This window comes from Sphingomonas eleionomae (assembly GCF_049889035.1).
Taxonomy (GTDB): Bacteria; Pseudomonadota; Alphaproteobacteria; order Sphingomonadales; family Sphingomonadaceae; genus Sphingomonas.
The window spans coordinates 462972-488760 of sequence record NZ_JBLTWP010000003.1; the positions used below are offsets into that span (position 1 = coordinate 462972).

Sequence of the window (25789 nt, forward strand, 5' to 3'; positions counted from 1 at the left end):
CCTTTCGAACCGTCATTGCCGCGGCCGGGGGCGGCGGGGGGCAGGCAGATCGGCCCGGTCGAGCGCATCGGGCACCAGTGCCAGCAGCTGGATGGCGGTCAGCCCGAATTGCGAAGCGGCATTGGTCGACATGCCCGGCCATTCCGCCCCGCCACCGGCCAGGGTGACGCGCGGGTCGCCATTGGCCAGCGGCAGGCCCGCCTCTGCCCCCAGGAACTGTGCTGCCGCCCGGTCGGCCAGCGCGGGGTTGCGATCGGCCCGTGCGGCATAGGCGGTCAGGCGCGAATGACCCTGTTTCAGATTGGCGGAGCCGGAGCGCGCCCGGCCGGTCGCCGCACGGAATGCCTCCCCCGACAAATTATAGTTGCGGCAATAATCTAGCCACGCCGTCCGGTATCGCGGCACGTCGATCAGGGCGATGATCTCTGCATTCACCTCGACCGCGCCGAACACGGCGTTGAGGTGGGAGATGGATTGCCCCTCCCGCGGCAGGAACCGGCCGGTTTCCAGGTGGTAGAAGCCGCCGCCCGCAAACCAGCCCGCCGGCATCCGCCCGATGGAATCCATGCCCGCCATCAGCCGGTCACGCCATTTGCGGTTCCCCGTCCGTTCCCATTCGGTCAGCCATGCCGCGGCAAGCGAGCACCAGACGGTGCCGAAGGACATGTTCACCGTGCCCGGCGGCGGCGTTTCCCGCTTGTTGCCCGGCACCTTGCGCTCGATCACCACATCGGCAAGCCGCTCCTCCGATCCCAGCAGCGCGCGCATCAAGTCGCCAGTGCGTTCGTCCGCGGTCAGATAATAGAAGATGCGGCGATAGGCGGCCGTGCTGACACGCGGCTGTTTCGAGCTGTCGGAAAAATGCTGGACGCCGTGGCGGGTGCCCAGCCCGGCAAACCGGCCGAGATGATAGACATCGACCTCTCCGGTATGGCGGGTCATCGCCTCTGCCAGGCGGAAGGCGCGGGGATCGGCACTGCGCATCGCGGCGTACCAGAGCCACAGATCGGGCGACAATTCGCTGTTCGCCCAGGCAAAGCCGCCAATGTCGTACCGCCATTGATGCCGGTCGTCGTCATAGCTGTGCATGACGTCGCCATGATCCCAGAATCCGTACCAGCTTCGGTGCTCGACCTCGTCGGCATAGAAATCGAGCATCCGGTCCAGATGATCCTCGATCATCGCGCGGCGCGGCGTGCTGCGGTCCGGCAGCGACCAGTCGCCGAACACGCCCGCGGCGTGAAGGCTGGCCGGTTCCGCCATCAACTGCGGCGGCGTGGTGACCGTGTCGGCCATTGCATCGAAGGTGGCGGCATCGGGGGTGGCGGCAAGCGCCCACAGGGTCAGCTCGCTGGTCCGCGCAGCGCCGCTCGCCGTGTCGAAGCCGGGTTCGTAATCCTCGTACGTGATGTCCAGCCCTTCATTCTGGGCATCGAACGCCTCCATGCCCAGCACGCCGCGATAGGAGCGAAGGTCCATCGCGGGGGCTGCCGGCGACCAGAGCCATGCGGTCAGCCGCCCCGTATCGGTTGCGGCATCGGCGATGTGTAGGGCCGACGGGTGCCGCTGCCAGAACCATCGCTGGCCGATCGCCGCCCCGCCCGAAGCGCCGCCCAGATAGCCGAGGCCGGGCGCGCGCCGCCCCTGTGCCGACGGGACCCAGGCATGGCCAGGGACCGTGCGTTTGGCGATGGTGAAGCCATTGGCATTGGGTTGTTCCAGCGCGACATCGCCCCATGCGGGGATCCGGTCGAGCCGATCGCGCACCGCCGCTGAAAGCTCTGCCAGCGGCGGCGCGGCGCGGCCGGCAATCTGTGCCTCACGCGCGGCGCGGCCGGGATCGCGGCGCAGGCCGGTCAGCGGGCGCACCGCCTCTGCCCATGGGGCGCCATCGGTTGCGATCCGCAGATGCCGGTCGTGCAGGGGGTCGCGCATCGGCACCGATGCTTCGATGCCCAGCGAGGCGATGAAATCGCGCGCCGGATCGCCGTCATGGATGAAGCTGTGCACGATGCGCAGGGCCGCCGATCCGGCATAGGCGTAAAGGCGCACGACAAAGGGCAGCCATGCCCGGCCGTCCGGGCCGCGATGCCGCCCCTCCACCCGGATCACGGCTCGCACCGGCCCGCGCTGTTCCACCGCCACGCGCTCGATCATGCCGGTCAGGGGCGCGGCGGCACCATCCGGGCTGCCGGTGCGGTTGCTGCCCACCAGCCGGACGGGGCCGATGACCGGGCGTCCGTCGATGCTGGCGGACTGAACCATCGCATCGCCGCTGCGCGCAATCCGCCACTGCGCCGCGCCGGTATCGATCGCCAGATGGTCCGGCCCTTCGGTCAGGGTAAGGGGACGGGCGGGCCGGACCGGGCGACCCGGGGCGACGGACAACGGGCCGGCAGCATTGCCGGGCAGGATCGCGTGCGCCGCCCATTTCACCGAGCCATCGGGCCAGGTGGCGGTAATCCAGCTTTGCGCCGGAACCCCCTTGCCCCCGGCAGTAACCGCAAAATCGCTGCCCCGGCGGACCGCGCCGCGCGGCCAGGCCGTGCCGACTGTCGCGCCATGCGGTGCCGTGGCCGGATCGCCGTCGATCCAGCGCAGCCCGACGGACGAAGTACGGCCGGGTGTTGCAGCCGCCGCAACCGTGCCCAGTCCAGTGGTCAGCACGGGCAAGGTGGCCGCGCCTTTCAGCAGATGCCTGCGGTTCATGCCGTTTCAATCCTCACGTCGCGAAGCTGCCAATGGCTCCAGGTGGTGCGAAATCCGAACCAGCCGGCGCGATAGGGCACCGGGTCGGTCCAGCGGAACAGCGGCGTACCATCCCGGTCGACGCCGATGCGCCCGGCGTCGGCGGTCAGCTCCACATCGGTCCAGCGGTCCGGCCGGAGCAACGCCGGGGCGTCGGCGCGGTCATGTTCGGGCAGCAGCGGCCGGTCGCCGGGGCGGCCGGTATAGCGGCGCATCCGCGTGGTCGTGTTCCCGTTGCCGCCGATGCCGACATAATAGGTGCGCAGGCTGTCATACCCCTCGAACTGCCCGGACCGGCGGCCGCGCGGATCGCCATTCGGGCTGGCCGGATCGCTGGCCATCCAGAAGGCGTTGAGATCGCTCAACCGGTCATTCGGGCCGCCATCTGTGACCGGCCGGGCGGCAAAGCGGATGCGGGTCGCACCGGACAGGCGCTGGCGATGCCAGAGGGTCAGGCCAGCCGGGGTTTCGATGTCAATGATGTCGCCGCGAAACCGGACGCGCGCGGCAGGATCCTGTGCCTCGATCAGCCAGTCGGTGGGATCCGGCGGGGCAGCACGGGCCGTTGCCGCAAGGGTGGCGAGGGGAAGGCCGAATGTCACGACGCGGCGCGGCAGGCGGGCCGATGGAAAGCAGCGCATTTCCCGCCGATCCTGCACGCTCCGCCTCTCCCCTGCACTGAACGGCCTGTGCCGTCGATCAGGGGTGCAACGCTAGCGCCAAGGCATTGTCCGGCGCAATGCCGATTTCGCTATGTGGAGATTAATTCCATAATGCAGGATCAGCCGCGCATCACATGGGCGAGCAGCTGATAATAGGTCGCCCGGTCGAGCACGGGATCGAACTGCCCGCCGATCCGGCCGCCAAGGGACCAGCGCACATCGACGATCACCTGGCCGACAACGGGAAGCTGAACGCGGATCAGGTCTCCCTGCTGAATGCTGGCATCCAGCCGCGCCATCAGACCGTGCGGGGACAGGTTGACGATCAGCAGCGTCAGCGGACGTCCGCCCGGCCCGGTTGCACGAGCGCGAAAATGCACCTCGTCCCGATCGACGGCGCGGTTTTCGACATAGGCGAGATTGCTCGCTGCCCTCATTTGTCCGTGACCCCACAGGCGGTTGCCCTGATCCCGACCATGGAACAGGCGGATGAAGGGATCGGCAATAAACGTGGCTAACAGATCCTTTCACCGATGGGACAAGCAGCGCGTTCAGGCCGGCCGCAACAGGCCGTGATGCTTCTTTCCGGCCGAAATCCGCACCTCGCCGGCAACGGTCACCATTGCCGCTTCGTCCGCAATCTTTTCGCCCTCGACCCGCGCCCCGCCGCCCTTGATCAGCCGCCGCGCCTCGCCCTTCGACGCGGCAAATCCCAGGCCAACCAGCGCATCGACTATCGCGATGCTGCCGCCCGCGACGGACAGGCTGGGCAGGGTGCCGCCGGCGGACCCCTCCTCGAACGTGCGGCGGGCGGTTTCGGCCGCTGCCTGCGCGGCATCGCGGCCCCGGCACATGGCCGTCGCCTCGTTCGCCAGCACCTTTTTCGCCTCGTTGATTTCTGCGCCCTCAAGCGCCTCCAGCCGGGCGATCTCGTCCAGCGGCAGATCGGTGAACAGGCGCAGGAACCGGCCGACATCGCGGTCGTCGGTGTTCCGCCAGAACTGCCAGTAATCATAGGCGGGCAGCGCATCCTCGTTCAGCCATACGGCGCCCGACATGGTCTTGCCCATCTTGCCGCCGTCCGCCGTGGTGATCAGCGGCGTGGTGACGCCGTAAACCTCGGTCCCATCGACGCGGCGCGACAGCTCGACCCCGTTGATGATGTTGCCCCACTGATCCGATCCGCCCATCTGAAGGCGGCAGCCGATGCGGCGCGACAGTTCCAGAAAGTCGTACGCCTGAAGGATCATGTAGTTGAATTCGAGGAAGCTGAGCGACTGTTCGCGGTCCAGGCGCAGCTTGACCGAATCAAAGCTGAGCATCCGGTTGACGCTGAAATGCTGGCCGATGTCGCGCAGGAAGGGGATATATTCCAGCGCGTCGAGCCATTCGGCATTGTCGAGCATCACCGCATCGGTCGGACCGTCGCCGAAGGTCAGGAAGCGTTCGAACACCCTCTTGATCGACGCGATGTTCGCCGCGATGACATCCCCGGTCATCAGCTTGCGCGCCTCGTCCTTGAAACTGGGATCGCCGATCTTGCCGGTGCCGCCGCCCATCAGCACGATGGGCTTGTGCCCCGTCTGTTGCAGGCGACGCAGCAGCATGATCTGAACCAGGCTGCCGACATGAAGCGACGGCGCGGTCGGATCGAACCCGATATAGCCCGGCACCACCTGTTTCACGGCCAGCGCGTCGAGCGCGGCCGCGTCGGTCATCTGGTGAACATAGCCGCGCGAGGACAGCAGGCGGAGGAGGTCGGATGTGTATTCGGTCATGACAGCGCGCGCATAGCGAAGCGCGATGCCAGTGTCATCCGCGGGTTTCGGAATGAAGCCCTGTGCCCAGGTGGTTCAGCGGTTCACCCGGATCGGGGTGAAGAAATAGAAGATCACGGGAACGACGATCAGCGTGCCGAACAGCAGGGCGGCGATTTCAGACCGCTCGTTAAACACCAGCCCAAGGCTGGCCGCGCCGAGCAGCAGGACAAGGCCGAACAGCAGATAGGGCGAAGGAACGGTCAGCCGTTCCCCGCAGCGTTTGCAGATGAAGCGCTTGCCGATCCCGGTAAAGCTGCTGAAGAACGGGGTGCGGGTGTGGCACCGGGTGCATTTCGGCCCAATCGACATGAACGGGTATAATCGCCTTAAGGTACGCTGACAAACACTGACGCCGACAATGCGCCCGTTGGCTCAGGCGTAACCAAGCGATCGCCCCGGATCAAGGGCCGGGGGCAGTCAGTGCGTGTCGTTAACAAGCCGACCTGCGGTTTCGCGGATCAGGGCGATCATGTTCGGAATACCCTGTGTCCGGTTCGAGCTGAGCTGGGCGCGAAGATCGAACGGCGCCAGCGCCCCCTCGATATCGGCCGCCGCCACGGCTGCGGCCGGTTGATCCTGCACGGTTGCCAGCACCAGCGCGACAATCCCCTTGGTAATCGCAGCGTTGCTGTCGGCCAGGAAATGCAGCGTGCCATCGTCCCGTTGCACGGCATAGACCCACACGCTGGCCGAACAGCCGCGCACGAGCGTTGCGTCGGTTTTCAAGGGGTCGGGCATGGGTTCAAGCTGACGACCCAGGTCGATCAGCATCCGGTAGCGATCATCGGGGTCCAGAAATTCATATTCGGCGTACAGGTCGGCAAGGCTGGTCATGCCCACGGATATAGCGGCGGGACCGGGCGGGGGAACCCCCGCCGGCACCGGCGGGGCAGATGCTTCGACAGGCTCAGCATGAGCGGACTTGGGGGATGCTCGGAAACCGCCTTTCGCTCGCCCTGAGCCTGTCGAAGGGCGCATGCCGATCAGCGATGTTGGGGCAGCATCCTTCGGAAGGCTCGGGATGAGCGGGGTGGGCGCGACGGCCTTACAGATCGACGCCGGCGGCAATCGCTTCCAGTTTGCGGATGCGTTCCTTGAGGTCCGCGATCTCGATCCGGGCGCTGGCATTGCCGGTGCCGGCATCGTCCGCCTGGGGCGTATAGCTGCGGCTGCCCAGCGACAGTTCCTGCTGCTTCAGGGCCAGCCAGCCCTTCCAGCCGGCCAGCGATGCGACGGTGACCATGCCAAGCCCGGTCAGGGCGGCGGTGGCCAGGATCATGGTGGAATTGGGGTCGAACATCGGACGGTCCCTCAGTTACGGTCTTCGCCGCGCAGCCGCTCGATCTCGCGATCCAGGCTGCTGGACGAATGATTGTCGGTGATGACGCGTTCAAGCACCTGAACCCGTTCGCGCAGGGTGCGGATTTCGTCACGCATCCGGGCGGCATCGGCACTGTCGGCGGGGGGCTGATCGGGTGCCGGCTGGCTCATCCGGGCCTTTACGATGCTGCCGACCGTGACGACGATCACGATGGCAACGACCATTTCGAACGGACCCATGGTGCTTGCTCCCTTTGCGGTCGGTTATCGGTTATTCGGCGGGTTGCAGCTGGTTGTCGGCCAGCCGGGCCAGGCGCTCTGCACGGCGGACCGGGCGGTCGCGGCGTTCCGCGATCCAGCACAGGCCGGCGGTTATGGTGGCGACGACGCCTGCGAAAACGAGCATCATGTTCTGTTTCTCCTTCGATGCGAAATGGGTCGGTACAGGTCAGTTCAGCGGTGCGTCGCGCAGCCGCTCGATCTCGTCGGCCACCGCCATGCCGCGGTCGGTGACGATGCGTTCGAGCACCCGGACCCGCTGTTCCAGCCGTTCGGTGCCGGCGGCATACTGGGCGGTCTTTTCCGCCAGCAGCTTTGCCTCAAGCTCCATCTGGAGCCGCCGGTGTTCCAGCATCGGCTGGACGATCAGCTTGGCCACCAGCGCGACGATCGGGATCATGGTGCCAAAGGTGATGCCGAGAATGGGGATCCAGACAGGGTCCATAGCGATTGCTCCCTTAGTTGGTCTTGCCGCGCAGCATCTCGATCTCGCGGTCGAGGCTGTGGGCGCTGTCGGTGACGATCCGCTCGACATTGGCGAGCCGGTCCTTGATCGATCCCAGTTCGGCGCGAAGCTGGGCGTTTTCCTGGCTGAGCAGCTTGATCCGCTCCATCGCCTCGTCGTTGCGCTGGGGATAGATGGCCTGTCCCCAGGCGCCGTCGAGCGGGTATCCATTCTTGACGCGAAGCCAGGTGGTGAACATCCAGGCAACCAGGCCAAGGGCGCCGATCATCAGGCCTGCGCCAATGATCCAGGTGATGTTGGGGGCAAGGTGATCGGCGATCATGTCGGTTCTCCCTGTGTGTCGGTTCAGCGCAGGCTGTCGATTTCGCGGGCGATCCGCTGGGCCGGGTCGGTGGCGATCCGTTCAAGGACCGCGATCCGTTCCTCCAGCCGCGATACCTTGCCGTTCAGCTTTTCATTCTCGCTGGTCAGCAGGGCGATCTTGCGGACGGCGTTCGGATAATCCTCCTCCAGCCCGTCATACCCCCGGGCAGTGGTGCCGCCCCATTCGTTTTCCACCGGATAGCCGTGTTTGGCCCTGATCCAGCTGTTGATGATCCATCCGATGGTCGAAATCGCGATGATGGCGATGACGAAACCCGGTCCACTCCAACTCATGATCCTGTTCCTCCCTGTTCGTGCCGTCGATCAGCGCAGGCTGTCGATTTCGTCGGCCAGGCGACGGTTGCGGCTGGTGTAGAAGATTTCGATGTCAGCCAGGCGGCGGTCGATATCGCGCAGCTTTGAACGGACCTCGCTGGTCGAACGGCGCGGATTGCTGCGCACGCCCTGCCAGAACTTCTCATCCTCACGGGTTTCATACAGGCCGAGCGGCTTTTTCGGGGCCACCCAACCCATGACCAGGTAACCGATCAGCACCCATCCGCTTGTCGCCAGGGTTAGGATGACCGTGGACACCCGGATGATCGTGACATCGATGCCGGTATAGTCGGCAAGCCCGGCACAGACGCCCATCCACTTGCCATTATGCTTGTCGGTATAGAATTTGGTGCGGCTGGCGGACATTTCAGTTCCTCCTGCTGTAATCGAAGGACGGGTCTTCCGACTGGCTCGACTGAGCGGGGCGGAAGTCGGGGTTGTCGGCGGCGATGATGCGCTCGATCGTTTCGAGCCGTTCGTCCAGCCGCCGGGCGGTGTGGTAAAGCTCGTCGAGGAGCTTTTCGTCCTCGCCGGTGATGGTGGCCGCCTGCTTCCACTTGGTGACATAGTGCATGATCACCCAGGGAAGGCCGATGAACAGCATCCCGACGACGCCGATGGGAACCAGAATGTCCTCCATCGGATCAGCCCTCCTTGTTCAGGCGGGCCTTCAGCGCGGCCAGCTCGGCATCGACCTTTTCGGACGACTTCAGCTCGGCGATTTCCTCTTCGAGCGTCTTGGCGGGCTGACCCATGCCCAGTGCGTCGGCGCGGCCTTCGGCCATGTCCACGCGGCGTTCCAGCACATCGAAGCGGCTGAATGCCTCGGTGATGCGGCTGCCCGAATAGACTTCACGCATCCGGGCGCGGTTGTTGGCGCTTTCCAGGCGAGTGACGATCGACGACTGGCGGGCACGGGCTTCGCGCAGCTTGTTCTGCAGCTTGGTGATGTCCGCTTCCGACGCCTTCAGGGCATCGTCCAGCACCACGATCTCGGCCGACAGCTGGTCGGCCATGTCCGCCGCCTTCTGCTTTTCGGTCAGCGCGGCCTTGGCCAGATCCTCGCGGCCCTTGCTCAGCGCCAGCTCGGCCTTTTCGGTCCAGCTTGCCTGAAGCCCTTCCAGCTTGGCGATATGGCGGCGGATTTCCTTCTGATCCGCGATGGTGCGGGCGGCGCTTGCGCGCACCTCGACCAGCGTCTCCTCCATTTCGAGGATGATCATGCGGATCATCTTGGCCGGATCCTCCGCCTTGTCGAGCAGGTCGGTGACGTTCGCGGCGATGATATCGCGGGTGCGGGAAAAGATACCCATCGGTAATGCTCCTTCGTCAAATCACTTCGAAAACCGGCCGGGGCGGGGTCTGGGGCTGTCCGCCCCGGCCGTTCCTTCGCCACCCCTGGGGAAAGGCAGCGAAAAAGACCCGTCAGTCCAGCTGCGGCTGGCCATTCGGCTGAGCGGTTTCGACCTGTGCCCACACATGCGGGGTGCGGTCGGCCTGGCTTGCCTTGGCCGGTGCCACCGTGCCGATCATCAGCGCGCTGGTCCCGAAGGAGGCGAGCAGGATCGCGGCAAAGCGCTGGTTGGTTGTGGCGTTGATGCTCTTCATTATTGGGTTATCCCTGAACCTTGATCTGTTTTTGCTCCACCGCTTTCGGGTGGTGCCTGATGCATTGCACGGGGCGTGCCAATTTCGGGAATGGCGCAATTCCGCCAAAGCTGAACGTCAGATAAACAGGGTGGCAAATGCCGCTTGCCAACAGTTGGTGATTTGCGCCAATTGTAAGGAATGGAGCGCGCAACCCAGGTCATCGGTCAGTCCGGCCCGTTCATGGACGCGCTGGAACGCGCCAGCCGCGCCGCCGCGCTGGACCGCCCCGTGCTGGTCATCGGCGAACGCGGCACCGGCAAGGAGCTGGTGGCCGAACGCCTGCACCGCCTCAGCCCCCGCTGGGACCAGCCGCTGGTCATCATGAACTGTGCCGCGCTGCCCGAGACGCTGATCGAGGCCGAACTGTTCGGGCATGAGGCAGGGGCCTTTACCGGCGCGACCAAGGCGCGGGCCGGGCGGTTCGAGGAAGCGGATGGCGGCACGCTGTTCCTGGACGAACTGGGCACCCTGTCGATGGGCGCTCAGGAGCGATTGCTGCGCGCGGTCGAATATGGCGAGATCAACCGGATCGGTTCATCCCGCGCGGTCCGGGTCGATGTGCGCATCGTGGCGGCGACCAACGAACATCTGCCCGACCGGGTGGAGCAGGGGACGTTCCGGGCCGACCTGCTCGACCGGTTGAGTTTCGAGGTGGTGACGCTGCCCCCGCTGCGCGCGCGGCCGGGCGACATCATGGTGCTGGCCGATCATTTCGGGCGGCGCATGGCGGCGGAACTGGGGCGCGATCAATGGCCGGGATTCGGCCTGCACGCCACCGAATTGCTGACCACCCATCGCTGGCCGGGCAATGTCCGCGAACTGCGCAACTGCGTGGAGCGCGCGGTCTATCGCTGGGACCAGCCGGGGCCGGTGGACGTGATCGAACTCGACCCCTTTGCCTCCCCCTATCGCCCGCGCGGTCAGGCACCCGCGGCGCGCGATGCCACCCCGTCGCCGGGCAATCCCGCCGGAGAGCCGGTGGCGGTGCCATCGACCCGGCTGGAGGAAAGCCCGTTCGACGGCGCGGCCGATTTCAAGACGCGGGTCAACAATTACGAGCGGTCGCTGTTGACCCGTGCCCTGTCGGAAAACCGGTATAATCAGCGTCATACGGCAGAGGCGCTGGGCCTCAGCTACGACCAGCTGCGCCACGCCCTGCGCCGCCACGACCTGCTGGGTGAAAAGGGATAGGGTGGGTTGAGCTGGACCCCGGCGCGAGGCCGGGGTGACGGCGATTTTCCGGGTGGAGGTCCACCACCTACGTCACCCCGGCCTTGCGCCGGGGTCCAGCTTATGGTCGGTCCACTGTATGGCAGAGCATCGGCAGGGTGGTTGGGTCTATATGATGGCCAATCGCTATCGCGGAACGATCTATGTCGGTGTGACCGCTGATCTCGTCGTGCGTGTCGCTCAACATCGTTCCGGGGAAGGATCGGATTTTTGTGCGCGTTACGGCCTTTGGCGGCTCGTCTGGGCCGAGCGCGGGGACGATATCAGGCCGCTGATCAGCCATGAAAAGCGGTTGAAGCGATGGCGACGCGAATGGAAGTTCGACCTCATCGAGCGCGGCAATCCTGAGTGGATCGACTTGTTCGATACGTTGGTGTGAGCCGCGAAGAACCAGCTGGACCCCGGCTCAAGGCCGGGGTGACGAACGATGAGCGCCGGCGGTGACGGCCGCGTCACTGGCCAGCTTGTCGGCGCGTTCATTGTCGGGGTGGCCGGCATGGCCCTTCACCCATTGCCATTCGACGCGGTGGGGGGCGGCGGCCTCGATCAGCGCCTGCCACAGGTCCGCATTCTTTACCGGTTTCCGGTCGGCGGTCTTCCAGCCGTTCTTGCGCCAGCCATGGATCCACTTGGTCAGGCCGTCCATGACATAGCGGCTGTCGGTGGACAGCTTGACCCGGCAGGGCCGCTTCAATGCCGAAAGACCCTGGATCGCCGCCATCAGTTCCATGCGGTTGTTGGTCGTCATCGGCTCGCCGCCGGACAGTTCCCGCTCGTTCTTGCCCATGCGCAGCAGGACGCCCCAGCCGCCCGGACCCGGATTGCCCTTGCACGCGCCGTCCGTCGCGATTTCGACCAGCGAGAGTTCGGTCATGCGAACAGGTCCGCGCCCATGCCGCGGTAAAAGTCGTAGCGCCGCAGATAGGCGAGCGGATCCTTGCGCGTCACCATCGCGTCGGCCGGCGTGTTCAGCCAATCCCAGGCGCGGCTGAGCAGGAAGCGCAGCGCCGCGCCCTCCGCCAGCACGGGCAGGGCCGCACGTTCCGCGTCGGTCAGGCCGAAGCTGTCGGCATAGCCCGCGATCAGCGCGCGGCCGATGGGCGCGGAAAAGTCCCGGCCGCTGGCATCGAACGACCACGCCCCGTGCATGACAGCCAGATCATAGGCGCGGATGTCCGTGCAGGCGAAATAGAAGTCGATCAGGCCGGTAACGCGGTCGCCCAGCATCAGCACATTGTCAGGGAACAGGTCGGCGTGAATGGCGCTGGTCGGCAGGTCGGTCGGCCAGCGGTCCAATACCTGATCCAGCGCCTCGCCGACCCGGTCGAACAGGCCGGGTTCGATCCGGTCGAGATCGCGGCCGCACCGCTCATATTGCGCGCGCCAGGTATCGGCACCCATGGTATTGGGCCGGTCGACACGGAAATCGGCGAGCGCGCCGTGCATCCGGCCCATCGCCACGCCCGCCGCCAGCGCCTGTTCCTCGGTCGGATGGCTGACCGACACGCCGGGCAGGAAGCGGATCAGGCAGGCGGGCCGCCCTTCCAGCTCATGGATTTCCCGGCCCTGACGGTCCTTGATCGCTGGCGGTACGGGCAGGCCCTTTGCCGCCAGATGATCGAGCAACGCCATGAAATAGGGCAGGTCGCCCGCCGCCACCCGCTTTTCATACAGCGTGAGGATGTACCGCGAAGTCGTTGTTTCGACCAGGAAGTTCGAGTTTTCGACGCCCTCCGCAATCCCCTTTGCCGACACCAGTTCGCCCGCGTCGAATCGCGTCAGAAATGCCGCCAGCGCCTCGGCGGACACGTGAGTATAAACTGCCAACCCCTGTCCCCGTCCGGCTTGAACTAGGCCGCTTCTTCCAGTCCGCGCGGCAGCTTGAAGGCGATGTCCTCCCGCGTCGTCTCCACCTCGCGCTCGGTGACGTCGAACCGGGCGGCAATGGCCTCCACCACTTCGCGGACCAGCACTTCCGGGGCCGATGCGCCAGCCGTGATGCCCAGCGAGCGAACCCCCTCCAGCCACGCGAAATCAAGGTCGGCCGCGCGCTGGATCAACCGGGAATTGGTCCCCTCGCGCTTGGCGACCTCGACCAGCCGCAGCGAATTCGACGAATTGGGCGCGCCGATGACCAGCACCAGATCGACCGAGGAGGCGATCGCCTTGACCGCCGCCTGACGATTGGACGTGGCATAGCAGATGTCGTCCGCCTTCGGCGCGACGATGCCGGGAAAGCGGCGGGTCAGCACTTCGAGCACCGCGGCGGTATCATCGACCGACAGCGTGGTCTGCGTCAGAAAGGCGAGGTTTTCCGGATCGGCGGGGGTCAGCGCCTCGGCATCCTCGACCGTTTCGATCAGGGTGATGGACCCGTCCGGCACCTGACCAAAGGTGCCGATCACTTCCGGATGCCCTTCATGGCCGACGAACAGGATGTGGCGGCCCGCCGCGACCAGCCGCTCGGCCTGGCGATGCACCTTGGACACCAGCGGGCAGGTGGCATCCAGATAGGAAAGGCCGCGTTCCTGCGCCTTGGCCGGCACCACCTTTGGCACGCCATGCGCGCTGAACACCACCGGCACGCCGTCCGGCACCTCGTCCAGTTCATCGACGAACACCGCGCCCTGCGCCTTCAGCGTATCGACGACGAACCGGTTATGGACGATTTCGTGCCGGACATAGACGGGCGCGCCATATTTCTCGATCGCAAGCTCGACGATGCGGATGGCGCGGTCGACGCCCGCGCAAAAGCCGCGCGGGGCGGCGATGAGCAGGTCGATGGCTGGCTTTGCGGTGCTGGTCATGGCATCGGCCTTTACGCGATTGCTTGCGAAGGCGAAAGGCGGTTCCTATGGTGCGCGCCGCCCGGCCGGGGCCTTGCACGTTCCCGGATCGGCCCGTCGTTCGCCCGTTGCAGAAAGTATCCCATCGTGAAGCCAGCCAAAGCCGCCATTCCCGCCCTGTTCGTTCTGGCGGCCGTTCTGGCGGGCTGTTCCCGCACGGGCGAACTGGAGGTGGGCCAGGGCGTGGGCGTCAGCGCGGTGCGTTCGGCCTGCCCGACGACGGGCGTCGTTGCCGGTGCCGGCGACATCACCCTGTTCGATCCGGCCGGCAGCCAGGATGCGAGCGCGATCGACATGACGGCGGTCATCACCAATGTCCGCGCGCAGTGCGGCACCGTGAATGGCGAGATTGTCAGCGAGCTGACCTTTGACATTCTGGCCCGGCGGACGCGCACCGATGCGGCCCGCACCGTGACCGTGCCCTATTTCGTCACCGTCCTGCGCGGCGGCAGCCAGGTGGTGAGCAAGCGCGTGGCAGAGGCGACGCTGACCTTTCCGGCGGGTGAGCCGCGGGCGCAGGCGCGTGGTCAGGGGACGGCCGTGGTGAACCTGTCCGCCGCCACGCTGCCCGAAGAGGTCCGGCAGCAGCTGACCCGCCGCCGCCGCGCGGGCGACGAGGACGCCGCCGTCGATCCGTTAAGCCAGCCCGAAGTGCGCGATGCGGTGCGCGCCGCGACGTTCGAGGCGCTGGTCGGTTTTCAGCTGACCGAGGCGCAGCTGGCGTACAACGTCACCCGCTGATCCCGGCGATCATCCCGGCTGTCCACAGATTCGATCGGATCGTCGCGATCCTCGATTGACTCGCCTGTTGCACCGCGTCACAGGTTGACGGGTCGGCGCCGGGCAACCGGTATCGGCAGCGCGGGAGAGTGTGGGTTCAATCCCACCGCCGAAGGAGCAACCGCCCCGGAAACTCTCAGGCAAAGCGGACCGCGCGTGCCACGACACTCTGGAAAGCGTCCCGGCCCGGTGCCGGGGCCACCGAAGGGGTAAGTCCGCCGGGTCGCCCGCGCGGATCAAAACTCTCAGGTCCCGTGACAGAGGGGGCGGTTGGATCAGGCGCCACAGCGACGCGCCGGTTCCTGCCGTTCTTCGTCCGTCGCGCGGGAACCGACAGAGTGAGCGAAGTCATCGACATCGACAGTGCAGCAGGCGACGACGCGCTGCCCGAAACCCTCACCCTGCCGCTGGATGCCTGGCATCGCGCGCGCGGCGGCCGGATGGTGCCGTTCGCCGGATACTGGATGCCCGTGCAGTTCGACGGGATCATGGCCGAACATCTGTGGGTGCGCGACAGTGCGGGCCTGTTCGACGTGTCGCACATGGGCCAGCTGACGCTGACCGGCGAGGGCGCGGCACAGGCGCTGGAGGCGCTGGTGCCGGGCGATATTTCCGCGCTGAAGGCGGGACGGGTGCGCTATACGCTGTTGCTGGCCGACAATGGCGGTGTGCTGGACGACCTGATGGTCACGAATACCGGGCACGGTCTGTATCTGGTCGTCAATGGCGCGACCAAATGGGACGATATCGCGCATCTTCGCGAGCATCTGCCCGACGAAATCACGCTCAATCATCTGGACGATCATGCGCTGCTGGCGCTGCAGGGACCAAAGGCGGTGGACGCGCTGGCCCGGCTGGGGCTGGAACCCGTCGAGGCGGGCTGGCCGCGCGTTGAACAGCTCGCTTTCATGCAGGCCTCGCCCTATCGCTGGAACGGCATCGATATCGGTGTGTCGCGTTCCGGCTATACCGGCGAGGACGGGTTCGAGATTTCGGTGCCCGCCGCCCATGCCGCCGCGCTGGCCGATGCATTGTGCGAACAGCCGGAGGTCAAGCCGATCGGCCTTGGCGCGCGCGATTCGCTGCGGCTGGAGGCGGGGTTGCCGCTGTACGGCCACGACCTTGATCCCGACACGACGCCCGTTGAGGCCGATCTGGGCTTTGCCCTGTCGAAAAAGCGGCGCGAGACGGGCGGCTATGCCGGGTTTGATCGCATTGCGCATCAACTGGCCGATGGTCCCATCGTGCGCCGGGTCGGCCTGATCGTCGAGGGACGCCAGCCGGTGCGCGAGGGCGCGGCCGTTGTGGATGCCGAGGGCAGCGAGGTCGGCCGCGTCACCAGCGGCGGTTTTGCCCCCAGCGTCGGCAAGCCCATCGCCATGGCCTATGTCCCGGCCGCGTCCGCCGAGCCGGGCACCCAGATTGTGCTGAGCCAGCGTGGCAAGGTGCACCATGCCACCGTCACGCCCATGCCCTTTGTTCCCCACCGCTATGTTCGCACAGGAGCCGCGAAATGAGCCGTTACTTCACCGAAGACCATGAATGGATCGAACTGGACGGCGAAGTCGCCACGGTCGGCATCACTGATTACGCGCAAAGCCAGCTGGGCGACATCGTGTTCGTCGAGGTGCCGGAAGCGGGCAAGGAACTGAGCAAGGGCGACGATGCCGCGGTGGTCGAGAGCGTCAAGGCCGCCAGCGACGTCTATTCGCCCGCCAGCGGCACCGTGATCGAGGGCAATCCGGCGCTGGAGGACAATCCCGCGCTGGTGAACGAGGATCCGGAGGGCGAGGGCTGGTTCTGGCAGATGACTCTGTCCGATCCGTCGGAGCTCGACGCGCTGATGGACGAAGTGAAGTACCAGGAATTCGTCAGCAAGCTGTGATCCCATCATCGTCCCTTCCCCGACGGGAAGGGCGGAAGGAAAAAGAATGCGCTACCTCCCCCTGACCCAGACTGACCGCACGGCGATGCTGGCCACGATCGGTGCGGCCACCATCGATGATCTGTTCGTCGACGTGCCCGAACAGGCGCGGCTGGACGGGCCGATCCGCGGCCTGCCCGATCATGCCAGTGAAATGGCGGTCGAACGCCATCTGAAGGCGCTGGCCGCCAAAAACACGGTTGCGGGCGAGGTGCCGTTCTTTCTTGGCTGCGGTGCCTATCGCCACCATGTGCCGGCGACGGTCGACCACATCATCCAGCGCGGCGAGTTCCTGACCGCCTATACGCCCTATCAGCCGGAAATCGCGCAGGGCACGCTGCAGATGCTGTTCGAATTCCAGACGCAGGTTGCGCGGCTGTTCGGCACGGATGTGGCCAATGCGTCAATGTATGACGGGTCCACCGCGTGCTGGGAGGCGATCGGCATGGCGCGCCGGGTGACGCGGCGAGCCAAGGCGATCCTGTCGGCCGGGTTGCACCCGCATTATGTCTCGGTTGCCAACACCATGGCGAAATATACCGGCGATCAGCTGATCACGCGCCTGCCTGCGCTGACCCCGCAGACCGATCAGGCGGAGCTGATCGCGCAGATCGACGGTGACACCAGCTGTGTCGTGGTTCAGTATCCGGACATTCTGGGCCGGATCGAGGATCTGACCCCGTTGGCCGATGCCTGTCATGCCAACAAGGCGCTGCTGATCGTCGTCGTCACCGAACCGGTGGCGCTGGGCGCGATCCGCAGCCCCGGCGAAATGGGCGCGGACATTGTGGTGGGCGAGGGGCAGTCGCTGGGCGTCGGTCTGCAGTTCGGCGGACCTTATGTCGGGCTGTTCGGCTGTTCCGACAAGCTGGTGCGGCAGATGCCGGGCCGGCTGTGCGGGGAAACGGTCGATGCGTCGGGCAAGCGCGGTTTCGTGCTGACGCTGTCGACGCGCGAACAGCATATCCGCCGTGAAAAGGCGACCAGCAACATCTGCACCAACAGCGGCCTGTGTGCGCTGGCGTTTTCGGTGCACATGACGCTGCTGGGGGAAAAGGGGCTGCGCGATCTGGCCGCCCTTAACCATGCCCGCGCGGTGCAGGTGGCCGACCGGCTGGCCAGCGTGCCGGGGGTGGAGATCGTCAACGACGCGTTCTTCAACGAATTTACCGTCAAGCTGAGCAAGGAAGCGCGCCCCGTCGTCCGCACGCTCGCCGATCGCGGCGTGCTGGCCGGGGTGTCGCTGGGTCGCCTCTATCCCGGCAACGATGCGCTGGCGAACGGGCTGGTCGTGGCGGTGACGGAAACGGTGACGGACGAGGATATCGAGGCGCTGGCAAGCGGCCTTCAGGAGGTGCTGGCATGAACGCGATCAATCAGAGCGGATGGCGCCCGGAAATGGGCAATGGCGCGGGCAGCGAAACGGCGGGGACCTTTACCGGGAACCGCGCGCTGATGCTGGAAGAGGCGCTGATCTTCGAAATCGGATCGACCGAGACGACCGGCGTCGACATCGCCCCGGCACCGGAGGTCGCCGACCGGCTGGGCGGTCTTGCCCGCCGTGCGCCGGTTGGCCTGCCCGGTCTGGCAGAGCCGGAAACGGTGCGGCACTATACCCGCCTCAGCCGCCAGAATTATGCCATTGACCTTGGCCTGTTCCCGCTGGGGTCGTGCACGATGAAGCACAATCCGCGCCTGAACGAGCGGATGGCGCGGCTGCCCGGATTTGCCGACATCCATCCGCTTCAGCCGGTGGACACGGTTCAGGGCGCGCTCGGCCTGATCGACGAACTGGCGCACTGGCTGATCACGCTGACCGGGATGCACGCCGTCGCAATGAGCCCCAAGGCAGGCGCCCATGGCGAGCTGTGCGGCATCCTGGCGATCAAGGCGGCGCTGGAAAAGCGCGGCGATCCCCGCAAGGTGATCCTGGTGCCGGAAAGCGCGCATGGCACCAACCCGGCAACGGCCGCATTTGCGGGCTTTACGGTCGAGGATATTCCGGCAACGCCCGAAGGCCGCGTGGATTTTGCGGCGCTGAAGGCACGGCTTGGCCCGGACGTGGCGGGCGTGATGATCACCAACCCCAACACCTGCGGCCTGTTCGAGCGCGATCTGCGCGCGATTTCGGACGCGGTGCACGCGGCGGGCGGATATGTCTATTGCGACGGCGCGAACTTCAACGCCATTGTCGGCCGGGTCCGCCCCGGCGACCTGGGCGTCGATGCCATGCACATCAACCTGCACAAGACCTTCTCGACCCCGCATGGCGGCGGCGGCCCCGGTTCCGGCCCGGTCGTCCTGTCCGAGGCGCTGGCGCCGTTCGCCCCGCTGCCGTTCGTGGAAAAGACCGCGGACGGGTTTCGCCTGGTCGAGGAAGAAACGGCGGGCGAGCATCATGCCGACAGCTTTGGCCGCATGGTCGCGTTTCATGGCCAGATGGGGATGTTCACCCGCGCGCTCAGCTATATCCTGAGCCACGGCGCCGACGGGCTGAAGCAGGTGGCGGAGGACGCCGTCCTCAACGCCAATTATGTCCTGCGCAGCCTTGAAGGCGTGCTGGACGCGCCGTTCGCCGCCAGCGGGCCGTGCATGCACGAGGCGCTGTTCAGCGACGATAACCTGGCCGAGGGTTTCTCGACGCTCGACGTGGCCAAGGGGCTGATCGACGAGGGGTATCACCCCATGACCGTCTATTTCCCGCTGGTCGTCCATGGCGCGATGCTGGTCGAGCCGACCGAAACGGAATCGAAGGCGGCGCTGGATCAGTTCATCGGCGCGCTGCGCAGTGTGGCGGAGCGGGCCAAGGCGGGTGATGTCAGCCTGAAGTCCGCGCCGCATTTCGCCCCGCGCCGGCGGCTGGACGAAACGCAGGCCGCGCGCAAGCCGGTGCTCGTGTGGAAGGACGCGCCGCTGGCCGAGGCGGCGGAGTAACCGGAGCGACGATCAGGAAAGGCGATGCCGATGACGTGGGAGACGCTGTTCGGCATCGTCAACCTGATTGCTCTGCTGGCCTGGTTGCCGCTGGTGTTCGCACCCCGGCCGCGCTGGCTGATCCCGGCGCTGCGCTGGGGCGTGGTCGGTGGGCTGTGCGCGCTCTATGCCGTGTTGATCGCGCTTGCCCTGTCCGGCGCGTTCGGCACGGCCGACGGCCCGGCCCCTGATTTCAGCACCATTGCGGGCATCCGTGCGATCTTTGCTACCGATGGCGGCGTGGTCATCGGCTGGACCCATTATCTGGCGTTCGACCTGATGACCGGGCTGTGGATCGCATCCGATGCGGACCGGATCGGGATGCGGCGATGGGTTCAGGTGGTGCCGTTGATCCTGTGCTTTCTGGCGGGGCCCGCCGGATTGCTGCTGTACCTGGCCCTGTCGCGCGGTCAGCGGCCTGTGCGCCTGTGACCGGACCTGCCCCATGGACGCCGGGCGAGGCGGGTCCGGATGTGCGCAAGCACGCGCCGGCGACGCTGCGCAACCGTGACGCCATCCTGATCGAGCTGCGCGCGCTGCTGCCCGCCAGCGGTACGGTGCTGGAGGTGGCGAGCGGGTCGGGCGAGCATATCGCCTATTTCGCGCCGCTGTTCCCCGCGCTGACCTGGCAACCCAGCGATCCGGACGCGGCGGCGCTAGCATCGATTGCGGCCTGGACGGACGGCATGGCCAATGTCCGCCCACCGGTGATGATCGATGCCGCCGCCCCGGAATGGCCGGTCGATCGGGCGGATGCGCTGTTCTGCGCCAACATGGTCCATATCGCGCCATGGGCGGCGTCGACCGGACTGATGGCGGGGGCGGGGCGGGTGCTGGCGGCCGGGGCGATGCTGATCCTCTATGGCCCGTTTGTGCAGGACGGGGTCGAAACGGCGGCGTCGAACCTGGCGTTCGACCGGTCGCTAAAGGAACGGGACGCGCGCTGGGGGCTCAGGTCCGTGGCGGCGATGGCAGAGGCGGGGGCCGCGCAAGGGCTTGCGCTGACGGAGCGGATCGAAATGCCCGCCAACAACCTTATGCTGGTGTTCCGCCGCCAGTGACCGGGGCGCTGCGTCGCCGCTCCCGCCACGCGATATACAGGCCCGACCCGATGATGATCGGCGCGCCCAACCATGTGGTCGATGTGGGCAGGGCGGCGAACAGGGTCCAGCCCAGCAAAGTGGCCCAGATCAGGCCGGAATAGTCCATCGGCACCACCGCGCTGACGGGCGCAAAGCGGACCGCGCCGGTCAGCGCAAGCTGACCCATCCCGCCGACCACCCCGGTCCCGATCAGCAGTGCCCAGGTCAGCGGATCATGCGCGCGCGCCACCACGGCATAGGCGATGGATAACGGCACCAGCGACAGGGTGGCGAACCAGAAGACGGTGGTGCCGGTCGGTTCCGTCTGGCCGATCTGGCGCAGCAGGATGGCGACCACCGCGACGAACAGGGCGGCAAGCAGCCCGACGACGGTGCTGACCAGCGGAAAATGCCCGCCCGATGGCTGGGCGACGATCAGCACGCCGACAAACCCTACGATCACCGCGCCCCAGCGGTGCACGCCCACCCGCTCGTTCAGGAACAGGGCGCCCATGATCGTGGCAAAGATCGGCACGGTGAACGACAGGACCGTCGCCTCGGCCAGCGGCAGCAGCAGGACCGAACCAAAGGTAAAGACCATGCCCACCGTTCCCACCACCGCCCGGCGCAGATGCGCGCCGAACCGCTGCGTGCGGAGCGACGCCAGCCCCGGCCCCGCCGCGACAAAGGCGAGCACGACCGGCAGCGAGGCAAGCTGGCGATAAAACATGGTTTCGGGCAGCGTCGCCCCGCGCTGAACCGCCAGCTTTACCAGCGCGGTCATTGCCGACAGCAGGAAAATGGCCAGCAACCGCAGGCCGATGCCGGTCAGGATGCGTTCGGCGGGCATGGCCCGGCCATACCCGTTCCTGCCGCCATGTCGAGCGATCACAGCGATCGCCTATCCCAAACTCGCTCATCCTGAGCCTGTCGAAGGATGCTTCCCCGCTCGACCGGGGATTCGTCCTTCGACAGGCTCAGGACGAGCGGCGTTGGGGCGATCTGGTCACAGCCGCTCCCGCACCCCCTTGCCCCATGCGCCTGCGCTGCTATCCGCTTGGCCCATGATCAAGCACGCCCTGTCCGTCACGCGCGAAGCCGATTTCGCCGCCTGGTATCAGCAAGTCATCGCCGAGGCCGATCTGGCCGAGGAAAGCGGTGTGCGCGGCTGCATGGTCATCCGGCCCTGGGGCTATGGCATCTGGGAACGGGTGCAGCGGCTGCTGGACGATCGCATCAAGGCGACGGGGCATGAAAACTGTTATTTCCCGCTGTTCATCCCGCTTTCCTATTTCGAAAAGGAGGCGGAGCATGTCGACGGATTTGCCAAGGAAATGGCCGTCGTCACGCACCACCGGCTGATCCAGCAGGACGGGCGGCTGGTGCCCGATCCCGCCGCCAAGCTGGAGGAGCCGCTGGTCGTGCGGCCGACGTCGGAAACGGTGATCGGCGCCGCGTTCAGCCGCTGGGTTCAGTCGTGGCGCGATCTGCCCGTCCTCATCAACCAGTGGGCCAATGTCGTGCGCTGGGAAATGCGCACGCGGATGTTCCTGCGCACGTCCGAATTCCTGTGGCAGGAGGGGCATACCGCGCACGCTTCGGTGGACGAGGCGCGCGAGGAAACGATGAAGATGCTGGAGGTGTATCGCAGCTTTGCCGAGGATTGTCTGGCACTGCCCGTGGTTGCGGGCGAGAAGCCGGAGAATGAACGGTTTCCCGGCGCCGTATCGACCTATTCCATCGAAGCGATGATGCAGGATGGCAAGGCGCTGCAGGCCGGCACCAGCCACTTTCTTGGCACCACCTTTTCATCGGCGCAGAACATCCGGTTCCAGAACGCGAATGGCGAGCTTGAGCTGGCGCAGACGACCAGCTGGGGTGTGTCCACCCGCATGATCGGCGGCGTCATCATGGTGCATGGCGACGACGATGGCCTACGCGTGCCGCCCGCCATCGCGCCGTGGCAGGTGGTGATCGTGCCCATGCTGCGCGACGGGCCGGAGGATGAGGCGGTTATCGCCTATTGCCGCGAGCTTCAGGCCGCACTGGCCGGGCAGACCGCGCTGGGCGAGCCGGTGCGCGCGCTGCTCGACCTGAAGCCCGCAAAGGCGGCGACCAAACGTTGGGGATGGGTGAAGAAGGGCGCGCCGGTGATTGTCGAGGTTGGCCCGCGCGATCAGGCGGGCGGCAATGTGTCGGTCATCCGCCGCGACCGGCTGTATCGCCCGGATGGCAAGCTGGACAGCACCGTCCAGCCGCGCGGGGATTTCATCGACGGCGCATCGGCCTTGCTGGCCGAAATTCAGGGATCGCTGCACGGACAGGCGCGCGAGCGGCTGGAGGCGAATATCCGCCGCGACGTGACCGACTTTGCCGGCATCGAGGCGCATTTTGCCGAGGGCAACCGCTATCCCGGCTGGGTCGAGGTCAGCTGGTCGCGGCCGACCGGCGCTGCGCTGGACAAGGTGGTCGAGCGGCTGAAGGCGCTGAAGCTCACCTTCCGCAACGTGCCGAATGATGCCGCCCCCGCCACGGGTGCCTGCATCTTTACCGGCGAGCCTGCGGTCGAGCGCATCCTGGTCGCGCGCGCATATTGATCCGGGACAGGTGACGTCGGCGGCCGGACAGCCTATGTCCGGCCCATGGCACTTCCCCCCGGCCTGCCGACGCGGCAGCAGATCCTCGATTTCATCGCCAAGTCCGACACCCCGGCGGGCAAACGCGAAATCGCGCGCGCCTTTGGCCTGAAGGGCAATGAGAAGATCGCGCTGAAGGCGCTGCTCAAGGACATGGGCGACGAAGGGCTGATCGACAGCGCGCCGGGCCGCGCCTTTCACGCCATGGGTGGCCTGCCCAAGGTGACGGTGCTGCGCATCGTCGATGTTGATGACGGCGGCAATATCTGGGCCGAACCCGAACGGTGGGAGGCAGAGGCCGTGCCCATGCCCCGCGTGCGCATCCGCGAACGCAGCCGCTCGTCCGCGCTGGGCGTCGGCGACCGCGTACTTGCCCGGACGGAAGAGGCGGGGAAGGGATGGATCGCCCATCCGATGAAGAAGCTCGCCCCGTCCCAGGCGCTGATGCTTGGCGTGCTGCACCGCGAGGGCGACCGGCTGTGGCTGCAGGGCGTTGAGAAAAAGGAGCGGCGCGATTTCCCCGTCTCCGATGCTGGCGGGGCAGAGCCGGGCGACCTGGTGCTGGCCGAAAAGGCCGGGCGGCCGCCGCGCATCACGGCAAAGGTGGTCGAGCGGCTGGGCGACCCCTTTGCCCCGCGCAGTTTTTCGCTGGTGGCGATCCACAAGCATGAAATCCCGCACGTCTTTGCCGAGGACCTGCTGGAAGAAGCCGAGAAATCCGCTCGCCAGCCGCTGGGCGACGGGCGGGAGGATCTGCGCCACCTGCCCATCGTCGCCATCGATCCCGCCGATGCGCGCGACCATGACGATGCCGTCTGGGCCGCGCCCGATGACGATTCCGGCAATGCAGGGGGATGGAAAGCCATCGTCGCAATCGCCGATGTCAGTTTCTATGTCCGCCCCGGATCGCTGCTGGACCGGGAGGCGCGCAAGCGGGGCAATTCCGTCTATTTCCCCGACCGTGTCGTCCCGATGCTGCCCGAAATCCTGTCGGCCGATGTCTGTTCGCTGAAGGAAGGCGTGGATCGCGCGGCGCTCGCCTGTCACCTGACCATCGGCAAGGACGGGACGATCAAGGGCTGGCGCTTTACCCGCGCGGTCGTCCGGCTGGCGGCCAACATCGCCTATGAGGATGCACAGGCGGCGATCGACCAGATCCTCCCCGGAACGGGGAAGGGGACCGCCGCCGAAGGCGGTGATGGAGGGGGCTCGCAGCACAGGACGCCCGATGAAGCACCCCCCCTCCACCATGCTTCGCATGGTCCCCCTCCCCGTTCCGGGGAGGATTTGCTTCCCATCCTCCGCCCGCTGTGGGACTGCTGGGCTGCGCTCAACAAGGCCCGCGACGCCCGCGAGCCGCTGGACCTCGACCTGCCGGAACGGCGCATCGTGCTGGACGAGAAAGGCCGCATCCTGTCGGTTGCGCCGCGTGAGCGGCTGGACGCGCACAAGCTGATCGAGGATTACATGATCGCCGCCAATGTCGCCGCCGCCAAGGCGCTGGAGGTGAAAAAGGCGCCGTGCATGTACCGCGTGCACGAACCGCCGGCGCGTGAAAAGCTGGTCGCGCTCAAGGATTATCTGGAAACCTTCGACCTGCCCTTTGCGCTGGGTCAGGTGATCCGGCCCGCGACGTTCAACCGCATCATCGACCGGCTGGGCGAGGTGGATTACCGGCAGCAGGTGATGGAGCAGATCCTGCGCACCCAGACCCAGGCCTATTATGCGCCCGCCAACCACGGCCATTTCGGACTGTCGCTGGGCAGCTATGCCCATTTCACCTCGCCGATCCGGCGCTATGCCGACCTGGTCGTCCACCGCGCGCTGGTGGAGGCGCATCGGCTGGGGCCGGGCGGCAGCCTGCCCGATCCGGCGGAGATGGAGCGGGTGGGCGAGGGGATCAGCGCGCTTGAACGCCGCGCGATGGAGGCGGAACGCGATACCATCGACCGCTATGTCGCGGCCTATCTGTCGACCCATGTCGGCGAAGTGCTGGATGCGCGGATCACCGGGGTTCAGCCGTTCGGTTTCTTTGCGACGGTCGACGGGATCGGCGGCGACGGGCTGGTCCCCGCCCGCGACCTGGGCCGCGAATATTTCCGTTATGACGAGGGCGCCCGCCAACTGGTCGGCGAACATAGCGGGGAGGCGTTTTCGCTGGGTCAGCGGCTGAAGCTGCGCCTGGTCGAGGCCAATCCCGTGTCGGGCGCGCTCCGTTTCGAACTGCCCGACGGCAAGGGGTCGGCGGGCGAGGCACCGCCGCGCGGCGGCAATGGCCGCGGGCCGAAACGGGTTATCCACCGGCGGGGAAGGCCCGGCAATATCCGGCATCAGGGGCGAAAGCGGTGAGCAATTCCGATCCCATCCGCGCCGGCATCGTCAATGCCGCCGCAACGGCCCGCCATCGGGTGCGCGCGCATTTCATGGCGCTGCACGCGATCACGCCGGACGATGCCATCGAATATCGCCCGCCAGGGCCGCGCGAGCTGAAGGAGTTTCAGACGCTGGTCCGTGCGGGTGTTATCCGCCAGACGGCGCCCGGCCATTACTGGCTGGACATGGACCGGCTGGGTGCCGAGCTGAAGCGGCGCGAACTGAACAAGGTGCCGATCGCCATCGCCCTGTCCCTGCTCGTCGCGGTCGGCGTGCTGTTCCTCTATCGCTGGTAGGGCGC

General features: G+C 66.5%; 32 protein-coding genes and 1 riboswitch. Of the genes, 12 read left to right on the top strand and 20 right to left on the bottom strand.

Annotated elements, in window-relative coordinates:
* Positions 1–12: 12 nt before the first annotated feature.
* From ACNI3Q_RS10430 to ACNI3Q_RS10505, 16 genes are all read right to left on the bottom strand, one after another.
* Positions 13–2709: an exo-rhamnogalacturonan lyase family protein gene (locus tag ACNI3Q_RS10430; protein ID WP_426276401.1), complete on the bottom strand. Its 2697-nt coding sequence runs from the start codon at positions 2707–2709 to the stop codon at positions 13–15.
* Positions 2706–3407 carry a DUF6250 domain-containing protein gene (locus tag ACNI3Q_RS10435; protein WP_426276403.1) on the bottom strand — a complete coding sequence of 234 codons (702 nt, stop codon included), beginning with the start codon at positions 3405–3407 and terminating at the stop codon, positions 2706–2708. The genes ACNI3Q_RS10430 and ACNI3Q_RS10435 overlap by 4 nt, the downstream gene beginning before the upstream one ends.
* 122 nt (positions 3408–3529) lie before the next feature.
* Positions 3530–3847 carry a PilZ domain-containing protein gene (locus ACNI3Q_RS10440; protein ID WP_426276405.1) on the bottom strand — a complete coding sequence of 106 codons (318 nt, stop codon included), beginning with the start codon at positions 3845–3847 and terminating at the stop codon, positions 3530–3532.
* A 114-nt stretch (positions 3848–3961) separates the two neighbouring features.
* Positions 3962–5188 carry a tyrosine--tRNA ligase gene (gene tyrS / locus ACNI3Q_RS10445; protein WP_426276407.1) on the bottom strand — a complete coding sequence of 409 codons (1227 nt, stop codon included), beginning with the start codon at positions 5186–5188 and terminating at the stop codon, positions 3962–3964.
* Between the two features lie 75 nt (positions 5189–5263).
* Positions 5264–5539: a hypothetical protein gene (locus ACNI3Q_RS10450; protein WP_426276409.1), complete on the bottom strand. Its 276-nt coding sequence runs from the start codon at positions 5537–5539 to the stop codon at positions 5264–5266.
* A gap of 108 nt (positions 5540–5647) precedes the next feature.
* Positions 5648–6064 carry a SufE family protein gene (locus ACNI3Q_RS10455; RefSeq protein ID WP_426276411.1) on the bottom strand — a complete coding sequence of 139 codons (417 nt, stop codon included), beginning with the start codon at positions 6062–6064 and terminating at the stop codon, positions 5648–5650.
* A 211-nt stretch (positions 6065–6275) separates the two neighbouring features.
* The gene (locus tag ACNI3Q_RS10460) at positions 6276–6530 is read right to left on the bottom strand and encodes a hypothetical protein (RefSeq protein ID WP_426276413.1); all 255 of its coding nucleotides are present in this window, start codon (positions 6528–6530) and stop codon (positions 6276–6278) included.
* Between the two features lie 11 nt (positions 6531–6541).
* On the bottom strand, positions 6542–6790 hold the full coding sequence (locus tag ACNI3Q_RS10465) for a hypothetical protein (RefSeq protein WP_426276415.1): 249 nt from the start codon (positions 6788–6790) through the stop codon (positions 6542–6544).
* A gap of 31 nt (positions 6791–6821) precedes the next feature.
* Positions 6822–6959: a hypothetical protein gene (locus ACNI3Q_RS10470; RefSeq protein WP_260022212.1), complete on the bottom strand. Its 138-nt coding sequence runs from the start codon at positions 6957–6959 to the stop codon at positions 6822–6824.
* A 39-nt stretch (positions 6960–6998) separates the two neighbouring features.
* On the bottom strand, positions 6999–7274 hold the full coding sequence (locus ACNI3Q_RS10475; protein ID WP_260022213.1) for a hypothetical protein: 276 nt from the start codon (positions 7272–7274) through the stop codon (positions 6999–7001).
* Between the two features lie 13 nt (positions 7275–7287).
* Positions 7288–7617, bottom strand: a complete 330-nt coding sequence (locus ACNI3Q_RS10480; RefSeq protein ID WP_426276417.1) for a hypothetical protein — start codon at positions 7615–7617, stop codon at positions 7288–7290.
* Between the two features lie 23 nt (positions 7618–7640).
* Positions 7641–7952, bottom strand: a complete 312-nt coding sequence (locus ACNI3Q_RS10485; RefSeq protein WP_426276419.1) for a hypothetical protein — start codon at positions 7950–7952, stop codon at positions 7641–7643.
* Positions 7953–7982: 30 nt separating this feature from the next.
* A complete protein-coding gene (gene pspC, locus ACNI3Q_RS10490) occupies positions 7983–8360 on the bottom strand; it encodes an envelope stress response membrane protein PspC (RefSeq protein ID WP_260022216.1) in 378 nt (125 codons plus the stop codon).
* A gap of 1 nt (position 8361) precedes the next feature.
* A complete protein-coding gene (pspB, locus tag ACNI3Q_RS10495) occupies positions 8362–8634 on the bottom strand; it encodes an envelope stress response membrane protein PspB (protein ID WP_260022217.1) in 273 nt (90 codons plus the stop codon).
* A gap of 4 nt (positions 8635–8638) precedes the next feature.
* Positions 8639–9307 carry a phage shock protein PspA gene (gene pspA, locus ACNI3Q_RS10500; RefSeq protein WP_426276422.1) on the bottom strand — a complete coding sequence of 223 codons (669 nt, stop codon included), beginning with the start codon at positions 9305–9307 and terminating at the stop codon, positions 8639–8641.
* Positions 9308–9419: 112 nt separating this feature from the next.
* On the bottom strand, positions 9420–9602 hold the full coding sequence (locus ACNI3Q_RS10505) for a hypothetical protein (RefSeq protein WP_426276424.1): 183 nt from the start codon (positions 9600–9602) through the stop codon (positions 9420–9422).
* Positions 9603–9782: 180 nt separating this feature from the next.
* Between ACNI3Q_RS10505 and pspF the strand changes: the two genes are divergently transcribed.
* Together pspF and ACNI3Q_RS10515 are read left to right on the top strand one after the other, a co-directional pair.
* The gene (pspF, locus tag ACNI3Q_RS10510) at positions 9783–10835 is read left to right on the top strand and encodes a phage shock protein operon transcriptional activator (RefSeq protein ID WP_426276425.1); all 1053 of its coding nucleotides are present in this window, start codon (positions 9783–9785) and stop codon (positions 10833–10835) included.
* Between the two features lie 118 nt (positions 10836–10953).
* Complete coding sequence (locus ACNI3Q_RS10515; RefSeq protein ID WP_426276693.1) at positions 10954–11253, top strand: GIY-YIG nuclease family protein; 300 nt, start codon at positions 10954–10956, stop codon at positions 11251–11253.
* Between the two features lie 27 nt (positions 11254–11280).
* Here the strand turns inward: ACNI3Q_RS10515 and rnhA are convergent, their stop codons facing one another.
* The 3 genes from rnhA to ispH are packed head-to-tail and all read right to left on the bottom strand — an operon-like array spanning position 11281 to position 13681.
* Positions 11281–11748, bottom strand: coding sequence for a ribonuclease HI (gene rnhA, locus ACNI3Q_RS10520; protein ID WP_426276427.1), 468 nt, complete (start codon positions 11746–11748; stop codon positions 11281–11283).
* Positions 11745–12701 carry a homoserine kinase gene (thrB, locus tag ACNI3Q_RS10525; protein WP_426276429.1) on the bottom strand — a complete coding sequence of 319 codons (957 nt, stop codon included), beginning with the start codon at positions 12699–12701 and terminating at the stop codon, positions 11745–11747. Before thrB ends, rnhA begins: the two co-directional genes overlap by 4 nt.
* Before the next feature lie 23 nt (positions 12702–12724).
* Positions 12725–13681, bottom strand: coding sequence for a 4-hydroxy-3-methylbut-2-enyl diphosphate reductase (gene ispH, locus ACNI3Q_RS10530; protein ID WP_426276431.1), 957 nt, complete (start codon positions 13679–13681; stop codon positions 12725–12727).
* A gap of 126 nt (positions 13682–13807) precedes the next feature.
* On the opposite strand from ispH, the gene ACNI3Q_RS10535 reads away from it, so the two are divergent.
* The 7 genes from ACNI3Q_RS10535 (at position 13808) to ACNI3Q_RS10565 (ending at position 20458) form a co-directional block, all read left to right on the top strand.
* Positions 13808–14461 carry a hypothetical protein gene (locus ACNI3Q_RS10535; RefSeq protein WP_426276433.1) on the top strand — a complete coding sequence of 218 codons (654 nt, stop codon included), beginning with the start codon at positions 13808–13810 and terminating at the stop codon, positions 14459–14461.
* Positions 14462–14572: 111 nt separating this feature from the next.
* A riboswitch (glycine riboswitch) is annotated at positions 14573–14663 on the top strand.
* A 175-nt stretch (positions 14664–14838) separates the two neighbouring features.
* Complete coding sequence (gene gcvT / locus ACNI3Q_RS10540) at positions 14839–16017, top strand: glycine cleavage system aminomethyltransferase GcvT (protein ID WP_426276435.1); 1179 nt, start codon at positions 14839–14841, stop codon at positions 16015–16017.
* Positions 16014–16385: a glycine cleavage system protein GcvH gene (gcvH, locus tag ACNI3Q_RS10545; RefSeq protein WP_426276437.1), complete on the top strand. Its 372-nt coding sequence runs from the start codon at positions 16014–16016 to the stop codon at positions 16383–16385. Before gcvT ends, gcvH begins: the two co-directional genes overlap by 4 nt.
* A 46-nt stretch (positions 16386–16431) precedes the next feature.
* Positions 16432–17790 carry an aminomethyl-transferring glycine dehydrogenase subunit GcvPA gene (gcvPA, locus tag ACNI3Q_RS10550; protein WP_426276439.1) on the top strand — a complete coding sequence of 453 codons (1359 nt, stop codon included), beginning with the start codon at positions 16432–16434 and terminating at the stop codon, positions 17788–17790.
* The gene (gene gcvPB, locus ACNI3Q_RS10555) at positions 17787–19358 is read left to right on the top strand and encodes an aminomethyl-transferring glycine dehydrogenase subunit GcvPB (protein ID WP_426276441.1); all 1572 of its coding nucleotides are present in this window, start codon (positions 17787–17789) and stop codon (positions 19356–19358) included. The genes gcvPA and gcvPB overlap by 4 nt, the downstream gene beginning before the upstream one ends.
* Before the next feature lie 30 nt (positions 19359–19388).
* On the top strand, positions 19389–19829 hold the full coding sequence (locus ACNI3Q_RS10560) for an ABA4-like family protein (RefSeq protein WP_426276443.1): 441 nt from the start codon (positions 19389–19391) through the stop codon (positions 19827–19829).
* Positions 19826–20458, top strand: a complete 633-nt coding sequence (locus ACNI3Q_RS10565; protein WP_426276445.1) for a DUF938 domain-containing protein — start codon at positions 19826–19828, stop codon at positions 20456–20458. The genes ACNI3Q_RS10560 and ACNI3Q_RS10565 overlap by 4 nt, the downstream gene beginning before the upstream one ends.
* Here the strand turns inward: ACNI3Q_RS10565 and ACNI3Q_RS10570 are convergent.
* The gene (locus tag ACNI3Q_RS10570; RefSeq protein WP_426276447.1) at positions 20433–21329 is read right to left on the bottom strand and encodes a DMT family transporter; all 897 of its coding nucleotides are present in this window, start codon (positions 21327–21329) and stop codon (positions 20433–20435) included. The genes ACNI3Q_RS10565 and ACNI3Q_RS10570 overlap by 26 nt on opposite strands.
* 214 nt (positions 21330–21543) lie before the next feature.
* Here ACNI3Q_RS10570 and proS point away from each other — a divergent pair, with 214 nt between their 5' ends.
* From proS to ACNI3Q_RS10585, 3 genes are read left to right on the top strand one after another with little or no spacing between them, the layout of a single operon-like run.
* Positions 21544–23076 (top strand): proline--tRNA ligase, encoded by a 1533-nt coding sequence (gene proS / locus ACNI3Q_RS10575; RefSeq protein ID WP_426276449.1) that lies wholly within the window; start codon positions 21544–21546, stop codon positions 23074–23076.
* 45 nt (positions 23077–23121) lie between these two features.
* Positions 23122–25464, top strand: coding sequence for a ribonuclease R family protein (locus ACNI3Q_RS10580; RefSeq protein ID WP_426276451.1), 2343 nt, complete (start codon positions 23122–23124; stop codon positions 25462–25464).
* Positions 25461–25784, top strand: coding sequence for a hypothetical protein (locus ACNI3Q_RS10585; RefSeq protein WP_426276453.1), 324 nt, complete (start codon positions 25461–25463; stop codon positions 25782–25784). The genes ACNI3Q_RS10580 and ACNI3Q_RS10585 overlap by 4 nt, the downstream gene beginning before the upstream one ends.
* Positions 25785–25789: the final 5 nt, after the last annotated feature.